Annotated in this window: 12 protein-coding genes; 7 read left to right on the top strand and 5 right to left on the bottom strand. The window is 64.9% G+C overall.

The genetic code is table 11. The features are described 5' to 3' along the window. The first annotated feature begins 47 nt into the window (after positions 1 to 47). Positions 48 to 1,832 carry a long-chain-fatty-acid--CoA ligase FadD2 gene (gene fadD2 / locus ACZY1I_RS11845; RefSeq protein ID WP_463754588.1) on the top strand — a complete coding sequence of 595 codons (1,785 nt, stop codon included), beginning with the start codon at positions 48 to 50 and terminating at the stop codon, positions 1,830 to 1,832. 12 nt (positions 1,833 to 1,844) lie between these two features. Here fadD2 and ACZY1I_RS11840 read toward each other — a convergent pair whose 3' ends face one another. Beyond that, a complete protein-coding gene (locus tag ACZY1I_RS11840; protein ID WP_463754587.1) occupies positions 1,845 to 2,210 on the bottom strand; it encodes an ATPase in 366 nt (121 codons plus the stop codon). Positions 2,211 to 2,551: 341 nt separating this feature from the next. Here ACZY1I_RS11840 and ACZY1I_RS11835 point away from each other — a divergent pair, with 341 nt between their 5' ends. Next, positions 2,552 to 2,881: a hypothetical protein gene (locus ACZY1I_RS11835; protein ID WP_463754585.1), complete on the top strand. Its 330-nt coding sequence runs from the start codon at positions 2,552 to 2,554 to the stop codon at positions 2,879 to 2,881. 31 nt (positions 2,882 to 2,912) lie between these two features. Here the strand turns inward: ACZY1I_RS11835 and ACZY1I_RS11830 are convergent, their stop codons facing one another. The 3 genes from ACZY1I_RS11830 to ACZY1I_RS11820 all read right to left on the bottom strand — a co-directional run bounded on the left by ACZY1I_RS11830 (position 2,913) and on the right by ACZY1I_RS11820 (position 6,931). After that, a complete protein-coding gene (locus tag ACZY1I_RS11830; protein WP_463754584.1) occupies positions 2,913 to 5,087 on the bottom strand; it encodes an acyl-CoA dehydrogenase in 2,175 nt (724 codons plus the stop codon). A 105-nt stretch (positions 5,088 to 5,192) separates the two neighbouring features. Further along, positions 5,193 to 6,308, bottom strand: a complete 1,116-nt coding sequence (locus ACZY1I_RS11825; protein ID WP_463754583.1) for an alpha/beta hydrolase family protein — start codon at positions 6,306 to 6,308, stop codon at positions 5,193 to 5,195. Further along, positions 6,305 to 6,931: a TetR/AcrR family transcriptional regulator gene (locus ACZY1I_RS11820; RefSeq protein WP_463754582.1), complete on the bottom strand. Its 627-nt coding sequence runs from the start codon at positions 6,929 to 6,931 to the stop codon at positions 6,305 to 6,307. Before ACZY1I_RS11820 ends, ACZY1I_RS11825 begins: the two co-directional genes overlap by 4 nt. An 88-nt stretch (positions 6,932 to 7,019) precedes the next feature. On the opposite strand from ACZY1I_RS11820, the gene ACZY1I_RS11815 reads away from it, so the two are divergent. Next, the gene (locus tag ACZY1I_RS11815) at positions 7,020 to 7,598 is read left to right on the top strand and encodes a VOC family protein (RefSeq protein WP_463754581.1); all 579 of its coding nucleotides are present in this window, start codon (positions 7,020 to 7,022) and stop codon (positions 7,596 to 7,598) included. A 117-nt stretch (positions 7,599 to 7,715) separates the two neighbouring features. Here ACZY1I_RS11815 and ACZY1I_RS11810 read toward each other — a convergent pair whose 3' ends face one another. Continuing rightward, positions 7,716 to 8,420, bottom strand: a complete 705-nt coding sequence (locus ACZY1I_RS11810) for a TetR/AcrR family transcriptional regulator (RefSeq protein WP_463754580.1) — start codon at positions 8,418 to 8,420, stop codon at positions 7,716 to 7,718. Positions 8,421 to 8,509: 89 nt separating this feature from the next. Here ACZY1I_RS11810 and ACZY1I_RS11805 point away from each other — a divergent pair, with 89 nt between their 5' ends. From ACZY1I_RS11805 to ACZY1I_RS11790, 4 genes are all read left to right on the top strand, one after another. Continuing rightward, the gene (locus ACZY1I_RS11805; protein ID WP_463754579.1) at positions 8,510 to 9,421 is read left to right on the top strand and encodes an oxygenase MpaB family protein; all 912 of its coding nucleotides are present in this window, start codon (positions 8,510 to 8,512) and stop codon (positions 9,419 to 9,421) included. 45 nt (positions 9,422 to 9,466) lie between these two features. Beyond that, a complete protein-coding gene (locus ACZY1I_RS11800) occupies positions 9,467 to 10,012 on the top strand; it encodes a hypothetical protein (RefSeq protein ID WP_463754578.1) in 546 nt (181 codons plus the stop codon). A gap of 78 nt (positions 10,013 to 10,090) precedes the next feature. Beyond that, positions 10,091 to 11,689, top strand: a complete 1,599-nt coding sequence (locus ACZY1I_RS11795; RefSeq protein WP_463754577.1) for a PPE domain-containing protein — start codon at positions 10,091 to 10,093, stop codon at positions 11,687 to 11,689. A 53-nt stretch (positions 11,690 to 11,742) separates the two neighbouring features. Then, entirely contained in the window at positions 11,743 to 12,645 is a 903-nt protein-coding gene (locus tag ACZY1I_RS11790; RefSeq protein WP_463754576.1) for a class I SAM-dependent methyltransferase, read from the top strand. Positions 12,646 to 12,766 lie beyond the last annotated feature (121 nt).

The raw sequence follows: 12,766 nt of genomic DNA, 5'->3' as shown, positions 1-12,766 counted from the left end.
CAAACCTCCTGGCTGCGCTGCGACGCCCGTCACATATGGTGAGGTTTATGCCTAACCTCAGTGACCTGCCCGGGCAGATCCCCGCGAAGATTCAGCAGTACGTCGAACGTGGCGCCGCCGAACTGCACTACGTGCGCAAGATCTTCGAAGCAGGCGCGTTCAAGATCGAGTCGCCGCTGAAAACCGCCGCGATGGCAACGGACATCGCGAAGTGGGGCGAATTCGGCATGTTGCCGTCGCTGAACGCCAGACGCACTCCGGATCGAGCCGCGGTCATCGACGAAGACGGCGAGTTCACCTTCAAGGAACTCGATGAGGCGGCCCACGCGGTGGCGAATGGCCTAGTTGAGATGGGCGTCAAGGGCGGCGACGGGGTAGCCATCCTGGCCCGCAACACCCGGTGGTTCGTCATTGCCAACTACGGTGCGGCCCGTGCCGGTGCCCGCATCATCCTGCTGAACAGTGAATTCTCGGGCCCGCAGGTCAAAGAGGTGTCCGAGCGCGAAGGCGCCAAGGTGATCATCTACGACGACGAGTACACCAAGGTGGTCAGCAAGGCCAAGCCGGATCTGGGATTTCTGCGCGCGCTGGGCACCAACCCGGACAGCGACGAAGATTCGGGCAGTAAGGACGAGACGCTCGCTGACCTGATCAAGCGCAGCAGTAAAGAACCTGCGCCCAAGCCCAGCAAGCACGCCTCGATCATCATCCTGACCAGCGGAACCACCGGTACGCCCAAGGGCGCCAACCGCAGCACCCCGCCAACCCTGGCCCCGGTCGGCGGCATCCTGTCACATGTGCCGTTCAAGGCCAACGAGATCACCTCACTGCCGGCGCCGATGTTCCATGCGCTCGGCTACCTACACGCCACGATCGGCCATTTTCTAGGCTCGACGCTGGTGCTGCGGCGTAAGTTCAAGCCGCCGCTCGTGTTGGAAGACCTCGAGAAGCACAAGGCGACCGCCATGGTGGTGGTGCCGGTGATGTTGTCCCGACTTCTCGATGCGATCGAGAAGATGGACAAGAAGCCCGACCTGTCCAACCTGAAAATCATCTTTGTGTCCGGCTCGCAATTGGGTGCCGAGTTGGCCACGCGCGCGCTCAAGGATTTCGGACCGGTCATCTACAACATGTACGGCTCCACCGAGATCGCGTTCGCCACCATCGCGGGACCCCAAGATCTGCAGAAGAATGCGGCAACCGTGGGACCTGTGGTCAAGGGCGTCAAGGTCAAGATTCTGGACGACAACGGCAAGGAGAAGCCGCAGGGCGAAGTCGGCCGGATCTTCGTGGGCAACGCGTTCCCCTTCGAGGGCTACACCGGGGGCGGCCACAAGCAGATCATCGACGGCCTGATGTCTTCGGGCGACGTTGGCTATTTCGACGAGGACGGCTTGCTGTACGTCAGCGGGCGTGACGACGAGATGATCGTGTCCGGCGGGGAGAACGTTTTCCCGGCCGAGGTCGAGGATTGCCTCAGCGGGCATCCCGACGTGGTGGAGGCCACCGCGCTCGGTGTCGAGGACAAGGAATGGGGCCACCGGTTGCGCGCCTTTGTGGTCAAGAAGGAAGGCTCCGACGTCGACGAGGCCACTCTCAAGAACCACGTGAAGGACGAGCTGGCCCGGTACAAGGTGCCGCGCGAGGTCATCTTCCTCGACGAACTCCCCCGTAACCCCACCGGCAAGATCCTCAAGCGCGAGCTGCGTGAGCTCGACATCGAGGACAAGGAGAAGGCGAAGGATAAGGCCAAGGACCTGGCCGAGGAGCAGGAAAAGGGTGAAGCCAAGGATGACGCGAAGGGCGGCGAGTCAAAGGACGAGGCCGAGTAGGCCCGTGCCCGCCTAGCCTGCCGACCGTCGTGCCTGGATCACTCGGGTGATCTGGGCACCCAGTCTTGGATCCACCAGAAGTTGATCGATCAGCGCGGTGATCACCTCTTGGCCCGTCACCCGGGCGACACCCAAGTGATCGGCTGCGTCGCGCTGCCAACGGTCCAGAGCCCGGTGCGTAGCCACCGGCAGGTCTACGGTCCGCCGGGTTCGCTGAGTGCGCGGGGTCTGGTGAAGCGCCGGAGGGATCGGCGATGAGTTCAAGTCTGTCTGTTGGCGCATCGGTTGCGGTTGCGGGTGCGACTGACGAAAGCTGGCAAACCGCTCGGTCGGCGCCCCGTCTCCGGTTGGCGCCACGTGGCCTGACTCGATGCTCATGCGGCGACCTTTCTCACGCGGGCCAGTCGTTGCGCCAGCGTATGTTCCATACCTTGGCAGTTGCTGTGCGCAAATAGGAGAGTCAACTCGGGCGGCGGAATTCCTTCAGCATTTCGAACGGGTTGAAGACTTTCGCTACTGAATTGCGTAAGTAGGTTTCAGTATCTCAGTACTTCCGCATAATCGCTGGTGATGGTGACTTACTGAACGGTGTAAACCGCATCAGTATTTGCGTGATCTGCATCATTTATACAGCAAAATTGGATGCAATTTTCATGGTTGAATTTGGCGCTCGCGAATAGCATTGGAATTGTCAGTTGAGAACCTCCGAGGGAGTTCCAATGTCTGTATTGCATTCAGCGCGCATCGCGGCGACGGTCGCGGCGGGTGCCGGCGCAGTCGCGTCAGCGATGTTGTTCGGTGCTCCGATGGCGCAGGCCACGCCACCCGGTCCAGTCACCAGCGTCGAAACGGCAGGACCTCACATAGTTCCGGTCCGTGGCGGGCACGGCGGACCGGGTCATGGCGGCGGATGGGGTCATGGCGGACCAGGCCACGGCGGCTGGGGCCACGGTGGTTGGGGTAATGGCGGCTGGGGCCACGGCGGTTGGGGAGGTGGTTGGGGTAACGGGGGCTGGGATCACCGACCGTGGTGGCGCCCGTGGTGGTGAACCAGCCCGATCTTGGGGAAGCGCAACCTCGCTAGGGGTCGCGGGGTAGTCCGAGCAGCCGCTCGGCGATGATGTTGAGCTGCACTTCCGAGGTGCCGCCGTAGATCGTGGTGGCCCGGCTGGAGAGCAGGTAGTCGCCCCATTTGCCTGGCGGCTGTGCCGGGTCGCCGATCACGGCATCGGTGCCGAAGGAGGACACCGCGAACTCCGCGTACCCCTGGCCGGTGCGCATCGAGAGCAATTTGGAGATCGCCGCCGAGGGCATGGCGTCGCCACCGGCGAGGGTCAGCAACGTCGAGCGCAAATTGAGCACTTTGGCGGCGTGGCCCTCGGCGATCAGCTGGCCGGCGCGGTGCCGCGCGACCTGGTCGAAATGGCCGTCCCGCACGAACTCGACGAACGCGGGCAGGCTCGCCAGGAAGTTCAGGTCGCTGCCACCGATCGAAACCCGTTCGGCGGTAAGGGTGTTGCGGCTGACCTCCCAGCCCCGGTTGACCTCGCCCAGCACGTACTCATCGGGCACGAACACGTCGTCGATGTAGACGGTGTTGAAAAACTCCTGGCCGGTGAGCTCACGCAGCGGCTTGACCGTCACGCCTTCGCTCTTCATGTCGAGGAGGAAATAGGTGATGCCATTGTGTTTCGGAGCGCTCGGGTCGGTGCGCGCCAGTAACGCGCCCCACTGGGAGTACTGCGCGGCGGTTGTCCAGATCTTCTGACCGGTGATGCGCCAACCGCCATCGACCTTCGTCGCCTTGGTCGACAACCCGGCCAGGTCGGATCCCGCACCTGGCTCGGAGAACAGCTGGCACCAGACCATTTCGCCGCGGAATGTCGGCGGCAAGAACCGCTGCTGCTGCTCGTCACTGCCGAAGGCGACGATCGACGGGATGATCCATGCCGCGATGCCCATCTGCGGTCGCTTAACCCGTCCGGTGGTGAACTCTTGAGAGATGATCACCTGCTCCACGGGACTGGACGCCCGACCCCAGGGTTTGGGCAGGTAGGGCAGCACCCAGCCGGTCTCGGCGATCGCGACCGTGCGTTCGTGGCGATCCATGTCCTTGAAGGCGGTCACCTCTGCCCGGATCTCAGAGCGCAACTTCTCTGTTTCGGGGTCCAGGTCGATGTCCACCGCGCGCATCCCGGTGGTCGTCGCGGTGCGCACCACCCGCTGCGGGTACTCCGAATGACGGCCGAAGCAGGCGGCCAGTAGCAGCGCCCGTCGGTAGTACACGTTCGTGTCATGCTCCCAGGTGAAGCCGATGCCGCCGTGTACCTGGATGCAGTCCTGGGTGCACCGCTGCGCGGCCGCCGGCGCCAGGGTCGCCGCCACCGCGGCGGCGAATTCGACGTGCTCGCTCGTCTCGTCCAAGGCACGCGCCGCGTCCCAGACCGCAGCCGTGGCCCGTTCGGTGTCGGCCATCATCTCGGCGCACTTGTGTTTGATGGCCTGGAACTGGCCGATCGGCCGGCCGAACTGTTCGCGGATCTTCGCGTAGCCGGACGCGGTGTCGGTTGCCCAGCGCGCCACGCCGATCGCCTCTGCGGACAGCAGGGTCGTCATCAGCGCGTGGGCGGCCGTCATGCTCAGGTTGTCCAACACGACGTCGTCACCGACCTCGACGGCATTGGCCCTCACGTGTGCCACCGGTCGTAACGGATCGACGCTGGTGACAGGTTCGATCTCGAGCTGCTCGGCGCGCAGCACCACCCACTCTTCGCGGCTGTCGATAGCCACCGGCAGCACCAGGATCGAGGCCTGGGCGGCGGACGGAACCGCGCGAACTTCGCCGCGAACCACCAGGACGTCACCTTGGCGGGTGGCCGTCAGCCCGGAGTCCAACGCGTAGGCGGCGATGGCCGCTCCGGAGGCGAGTTCGGCGAGCACCTTCGCCTCGGGGTCATGCGCGGAGATCAGGGCACTGGCGATCGCCGACGGCACGAACGGCCCGGGTACCGCGCCGTAGCCGAACTCGGCCAGCACGATGGCCAGTTCAAGGATGCCGAAACCCTGGCCACCGACCGACTCGGCAAGATGCACGCCCTGCAGACCCTGGTCGGAGGCTGCCTGCCAGTAGGGCGGCGGGTTACTCACCGGCGTCTCCAACGCCGCGTGCAGCACTTCTGATGGTGCTACCCGCGCCACCAGGGACCGCACCGAATCGGCAAGGTCTTGATGTTCGGGGGTAATCGCGATCGGCACTGGTCGCCTTCCCATGCATCGGGGTTGTTTCGGCCAAGCACTTTCCAAGCTAACAATCGGTCGGTTGATGCACCACGGGGGCCGGTAGGTGGGCCTGTTATGGCGTCACGCCCACCGTTGGCCGATCCAGTCGGCGATGGTGTCGGCCTGCTCGTCCCGCGCGCCCGGGGTGGTGAAGTAGTGGTCGGTATCGATCGCAGCCTGTGTCTTGTCGGTGCCGGCCAGCGCGTCGTAGATGCGACGGGCGTCTGACGGGAAGACGCCGGTATCGGCCTCGGCGTTGATCACCAGGGCCGGGCAGGTGATGCGGCTCAGGTGTGGCTCGCCCCGCGTCTGGGCGACCCGCAGACTCCACATGCCCAGCCAATTGCGCAGCGTGCACGCCGCGGCGATACCCTGCGCCGAGCGATTCGCCTTTTTCGGAACGCCCGCGTAGCACGAATTCGCCTCCCGTTTCGTGGGTTCGATACTCGGGTCGACCATGCGCGGATCGGCCCACGTGCGCATCACGGAAAATGGCCGATCGGAAAAGCCTGCGGCGCGAACACGTTTGAGCTCTGCCTCGGCCCAATCGGTGATGGCGTGGTTGCGCGCCTGCTGCGCCGCCCGGTAGCGCTGCACAAACTCGGGGGAGAACGGTGGTCCATTTTGCTCGTTGAACAGGTCCAAATCGGGATCGGTTGCGACAGGGTCGATTTCGTCGATGACGGCACCGTCCATCCAGGCAGTCAGCACATCCGGACGCCCGGGGTGGGCGGCGGTCGCCACGTAGCCGTCCGCGGCCGGCAGTTCGGTGATGCCGTCGGCGGGCCGCATGCCTTCCAGCGGTGTGACGTTCGGGTCCACCGCCTGTGACTGGTAGGCCGACATCAATGATCCACCACCCGAATTACCCAGCAGAATAACCGTTTCCACGTCGGCGACGTCGCGCAGCCAGCGCACGCCTTCACCGATGTCGACCAGCGCATGGTCCAGTAGAAAACTGCTTTCGAAGCCGCGGAATCGGGTGTTCCAACCCAAGAAACCAATGCCGCGCTCAGCCATGTAGTCGGCGATGTAGTGCTCGGAGAAATCGATCTGATAGTGCGTGGCGATCATCGCCACCTTGGGCAGGTGCCCCTTGGCGCGGTGGTAGAGCCCCTGGCACGGATGCCCGCCGGCGCCCGCCCGGCCAGCGGTGCGCGACGGCAGCCCGACGAATTCCTGGACTATCTCGGTCAAGGCCGATCCTCCTTGCTGTAGATGGCGCGGTAATAGATGTTGGCCAGCGTCTGAATGCAGGCCTGATCGTCGGGTTGCTCGCCGTTGCGGGAAGACCGGCTGAGCTGGATGTGGCAGAACTGGTTGAACATCGCCACGATCGCCTCCGCCAGCAGCAGCGGGTCATCGCCGTCCCCGTAGCCCTCGGCCTGAGCCCGTCTGACCGATTCGGCGATGAAAGAGATTGGGATCGAGCACATCTCGGCCCAGTACTGCGCGAAGTCGTCGTTGATCATCGCCAACTGGGACACGCTGATCATCTCCGCGAGCCGATGACGGTAGGTGTGCCAGTGTGCTGCGGCGGCCTGTTGCGCGCGTTCGCGGTTGGACAGGCCATGCTGCATTGCCGGCAGAGCGCGCTCGTTCGCCTCGTCGCGGAAGCGCAGCGCCCATTGGCGCACCATCGCCTCTTTGGAGTCGTAGTAGTTGTAGAACGACGCCGCCGAACGGCCGGACTCGGCGGCGATGTCAGCGATGGTGGTAGCCAGAATTCCCTTGCGCGCGATCACCGTTCGTGCGGCCGCATCGATTGCGGCCTGGGTATCTCGGCCGCGCTGAGTGACCCGTTCTGCGGTACTCGACACCTGCGCCTTTCTGGTACCGACCTGAATCTGATGTTAGATTCAGGTTTGGATCTTAGTATCCGATGGTGAGCCCTTGAGGAGCCGCGTGATGATCAAGCCGCACAACACCAACGCCGAGTTCGAGCTCGGCGGCATCAACCACGTCGCACTGGTGTGCTCGGACATGGAACGCACTGTCGACTTCTACAGCAACATCCTCGGCATGCCGTTGATCAAGTCGCTCGACCTGCCCGGCGGCGCTGGGCAGCACTTCTTCTTCGATGCCGGCAACGGCGACTGCGTCGCCTTCTTCTGGTTCACCGAGGCGGCCGACCGGGTGCCGGGCATATCCTCGCCGGGCGCGTTGCCTGGACTTGGCGACATCACCAGCGCGGTGAGCACCATGAATCACCTGGCTTTTCACGTGCCTGCGGAAAAGTTCGATGCGTATCGGCAGCGCCTGAAGGACAAGGGTGTGCGGGTGGGGCCGGTGCTCAACCACGACGAAAGTCCGATGCAGGTGGCCGCGAAGCTGCACCCCGGGGTGTACGTGCGTTCGTTCTACTTCCAGGACCCCGACGGCATCATGCTGGAATTCGCTTGCTGGGTAAGGGAATTCAACGACGCGGACACGCCTGCGGTACCCAAGACCGCGGCCGACCGGCGGCCTCCGGTGGCGGTCAGCTAGCCGTCCGCGACCTATCGTGACCGACGTGATCCGTCTGGCTTTCAGTCTTCACCGCGTTGGCGATCGAGGTGCCGGTGGCGATCTCCATGATCACCGGGGCCACCCGAATCATGCGCCTCACGATGATGCGGCTGTGGCGCCTGGACCCCGGGATGCGCCTGTGGCGGCTGCCACTGTTTCCGTGACGCGGTAGAGGCTGGGTTCGGTGAGTTCGACGAGCAGGGATGCCAAATGGTCGACGAGTTCGTCGGGCTCCATCTGTACGTCCCCGGTCAGCCAGGCGTTCAGCGTCTGACCTACGCCACCCACGGCGAAGTGTGCGGCCGCTTTAACGTGATCGTTCGACGGCGCCCGCAGCGTGTCGATGGCGTACTGACCGGACAGCACCGCGAAGAGTGCGCTCGACTCGGCACGTTTGCGCATCACGACGGCATTGGCGAGTTGGGTGCTGAAGAGTAAGCGTCCGATCCGGGCATCGCCGGCGATGGTTCGCACCACGTTGGCCATGCTGGCGCGGGGTTGCTCCTCCGGCGGCACCGCGGCCACCGCCGCTTGGGTGGTGGCGGCCAGATCGGCAATCACCCAGTCGAAGACGCGGCCGACGAACTCGTCCTTATCGGTGAAGCTTTCGTAGAAATAGCGGGCCGACAGGCCCGCGCGCTGGCACACTCCGCGCACGGTCAGCTCCGAGATGTCCTGGTCGGCGGTGCCCAGCAGATCCAGGCCCGCCGCCAGCAGTTGGTTGCGCCGCACGGCCGACCGTTGGGCTGCGTCGACGCCGCGGTACGGCCGCGCGTTCGAGTTGTCAGCTGCTCCGGTCATGAGAACCATCTTGACATTGGCGCGAGAGACCGGCCACTATCAGGAAACGCGCGTTTCCAGAATTAGCGCTCGACTGCCGGGAGTCAACGATGACAACGCAACAGATCGTTCAACAGTCGATTCCGCATGTAGAGCGTCCGATCGCGGACCCGCCCCGACCGCAGCAGCTTGGGCGGCGGCGTGCACGGATTGCACGCGATTACGGGATGATGGGCGTGGCTTTGCTGGCCGGCCCGGCCAACGTGATCATGGAACTGGCGCGGCCCGGCGTCGGCCACGGCGTCGCCGAGAGCCGGGTCGAGAGCGGCCGTATCGATCGTCACCCGATCAAGCGGGCGCGCACCACCTTCACCTATATCGCGGTGGCGAATTCCGGCTCCGATGCCCAGAAGGCGGCGTTCCGTCGCGCGGTGAACCGCGCCCACTCGCAGGTCTACTCGACCCCCGAGAGCCCGGTCTCCTACAACGCGTTTGATCCGGAACTTCAGCTGTGGGTAGCGGCCTGCATATACAAGGGCGGCATTGACATCTATCGCACCTTCGTCGGTGAGATTCCTGAGGACGAGGCCGATCGCCTCTACCGGGAAGGGGTGTCGATCGGCAGCACGCTGCAGGTGCCGCCAGAGATGTGGCCCGCGGATCGGGCTGCCTTCGACAAGTACTGGCAGGAATCACTCGAGAAGGTGCACATCGACGACACCGTTCGGAAGTTTCTCTATCCGATCGCGGCGTCGCGGGTGCGGGGTGTCCGCCTGCCGGAGTGGCTGCGCAACCGGTCGGAGGGATTCAATCTGCTGATTACCACCGGCTTCCTGCCGCAGCGGTTCCGTGACGAGATGCGACTGCCGTGGGACGCCGATATGCAGCTTCGTTTTGACCGCTTGATGGCAGTGATCGGGACCGTGAACAGCTTGCTGCCGCGCATCCTCCGCGAGTTCCCGTTCAACCTGATGCTCTGGGATCTCGATCGACGCATCCGGACGGGCCGTCCGCTGGTTTAGCTGAGGCGGACCGGCGGTCGGTGGCGCCGGGCAGAATGGCCGGTTATGACCCAAACCATCTTGACCGACGACATGATCGCGGCGCTGACGCCGGAGGAGCGACGGGACCTCATAACCCGCCTCGAGCAACCGCTGGAGGAGATCGAAGACCCCGCCGTCCTGAACAGGATGCGACACATTCGTCTGGGTCTGATTGTCTGCGGCCTGATCGTGATGATCCCCTGGATTGGGTACCTGTCGCTGACCCTGCCGCAGAAGTATGTCGCCCATAACTGGCCAGTCACGTGGATCGGCTTCGACATCCTGTTGCTGGGCTTTATGGGGGCGACGGCGGTGCTCGGATACCTACGCCGTCAGCTGCTGGTTCTCACCGCGTTCACGACCGGAATCCTGCTGATCTGTGACGCGTGGTTCGACCTGATGACCGCCAAGCCGGAAGATGCCGCGCTGTCGGTGGTCACCGCCGTGCTGATCCAGGCGCCGATGGCCTTCCTGCTGATCACCGGGGCGCTGAGGGTAATGAAGCTGACCTGGGTGCGGCTGTGGCTGGATCCCAAGATGCGCCTGTGGCAGGTGCCGCTTATGCCGTGACTGGTCGATTCGTATTGAAAACGATTATCAAAGTCAGTAATCTCCAAAGCCTGAGCTAACAGGTGGAGGGGTGTTCGGATGGGCACGATGTGGATGGGCTCGCCGCCAGAGGTGCACTCCGCGCTGCTCAGCGCCGGCCCGGGGCCCGGATCTCTGTTGTCGGCCGCCGCCGCGTGGTCGGCGCTCAGCACCGAATACGCCGAGGTGGTTGATGAGCTCACGGCGTTGCTGGGTGGGGTGCAGGGCGGCGCCTGGGAGGGGCCGAGCGCCGCACAGTACGTCGCTGCGCACCTGCCCTATCTCGCTTGGCTGACGCAGGTCAGCGCAAAGAGTGCGATAGCGGCCACCCTTCATGAGACCGCGGCGGCCGCGTACGTTACCGCACTGGCCGCCATGCCCACCCTCGTCGAGCTCGCCGCCAACCACGCGATCCACGGCGTGTTGATGGCGACGAACTTTTTCGGCATCAACACCATCCCAATCGCGCTCAACGAGGGCGATTACATCCGGATGTGGGTCCAAGCGGCCACCATCATGACCACCTACGACGCGGTGACGGGCGCTGCGGCGGCATCGACGCCGGTGACCACTCCGGCACCCGAGATCGTCCATGCCGATGACGACCACGACGACCACGACGACGATCACGACCATGGGGACGGCCACGAGGACCACGATCACGGCGACCCCACCCCGTTGGACTACCTCATTGCCGAACTGCTGCGCAGGCTCACCGGTGGGCTGATCGATTGGGATCCGCTCGAAAGCACCCTGAATGGCGTGCACATGCACGACATCACCGACGCGACGCAACCGATCTGGTGGGTCGCCCGATCCCTCGAATTCGGCCAGCAGTTTGAAACGTTTGTCCAGCAGCTGTTCACCAACCCGGCGGGCGCGCTGGAATATGTTGTGGAGCTCGCCGAGTTCGATTGGCCCACCCACGTGGCCCAACTCATTCCGCTGCTCCAATCCCCGCAACTGATCGGTGCTGCGATCGGTGGCGCCGTCGCCAACCTGGGCGCGCTGACGGGTCTCGCGGGTCTATCCGGTTTGGCGGCGATCGAGCCGGCGGCACTTGCCGCGGTCGTCCCGCCGGCCGCCGGTAGTGCGATGCTGCCGGTCGCCGGGTCGGCGCCAAGTGTCATCGCGTCGGCTGCCCCCGCCGCCCCGGCGCCGACGACGGCAACCGTGACCAGCACCGTCGCGAGCGCCGCTCCGGCACCACCGCCCGCTGGCGGAGCCCCTGCCGGCTTCGGATTCCCTTTCCTGGTGGGCGGTGGCCCGGGCATCGGCTATGGCTCGGGGATGAGCGCCGGCGCCAGTGCCAGCGCCAGCGCCAGAAGAAAAGCATCGGAGCCGGATTCGGCGGCCGCCGCGACCGTGGCATCGGCGCGTGAGCAGGCTCGCCGTCGTCGGCGACGGCGCGCGGTGCAGCGCGAATACGGCGATGAGTTCGCGGACATGAATGTCGATGTCGACCCCGACTGGGCCGCTCCACCCGAGCCGGCGACCGTGGCTTCGGGTCGAGGTGCCGGCGACCAGGGATTCACCGGCACGGTGCGCAAGGAATCCGCCGGCGATGCGGCGGGGATCACCGCCCTGGCCGGCGACGACTTCGGCGGTGGGCCCCGGGCTCCGATGCTGCCGCGGACCTGGGATCCGGAACGCAACTAGGGCTGCGACGGTCAGCCCAGGGAACAGGCAGCATCGCCACGTAGGGTTGTCGGGTGCGAAGCGAAGGCGACAGCTGGGACATCACGACGAGTGTCGGGTCGACCGCGCTCTTCGTCGCGACGGCACGGGCATTGGAGGCCCAGAAGCCCGACCCGCTGGCCGTCGATCCGTATGCGGAGCTCTTTTGCCGCGCCGTGGGCGGCTCATGGTCCGACGTGCTCGATCACAACGCCCCCGACCATGAGCTGCTGAGCGACGACTTCGGCCAGCACTTCGTGAACTTTCAGGGCGCCCGCACCAAATACTTCGACGCCTACTTTCAGCGCGCGGCGGCGGCGGGGGCGCGGCAGGTGGTCATCTTGGCGGCCGGACTGGACTCACGGGCATACCGGCTGGCCTGGCCGGACGGCACCACCGTCTACGAGCTGGATCAGCCGCAAGTCCTCGATTTCAAGCGCCAGGTGCTCGCCGAGCACGGGGTGCAACCGCGCGCCCATCGCCGTGAGATTGCCGTCGACCTCCGGGACGACTGGTCACAGGCATTACAGGACAACGGTTTCGATCCCACGCTGTCCTCGGCTTGGATCGCTGAGGGTCTGCTGATCTATCTCCCGGCCGCTGCGCAGGAGCAATTGTTCACTGGCATCGACGCACTCACTTGCCTCGGTAGCCACGTCGCGGTCGAGGACGGAGCGCCGCTTCCGCAGGACGAATTCCAGGCAAAGGTCGAAGAAGAACGCGCCGCTCCGGACGGCGACCAGCGCCCATTTTTCCAATTGGTCTACAACGAGCGTTGCGCCCCGGCCACCGAGTGGTTCGGCGAACACGGCTGGACCGCGGTTGGAACACCCCTGCCCGACTACCTACGCGAGGTGGGCAGGCCGGCGCCCGGCGACGAATCCGAGGCCGGGCCGATGTTGGCCCGCAACACGTTGGTGAGTGCCGTCAAGCCGTAGTCGGCGCAGCCCGGATACAAACTTCTCCGGGATCATTACCCTTCCTATCTTTCTCAATCGGGTCGACGATGAGCGCGTGCAAATCCCCACAACCGCCTCGGTCGCCGTCTTGAAGGCCGGT

This window comes from Mycobacterium sp. IDUB_37 (assembly GCF_055419245.1).
The sequence above is the reverse complement of the archived record's forward strand: the minus strand, read 5'-3'. Positions and strand labels throughout refer to the sequence as shown.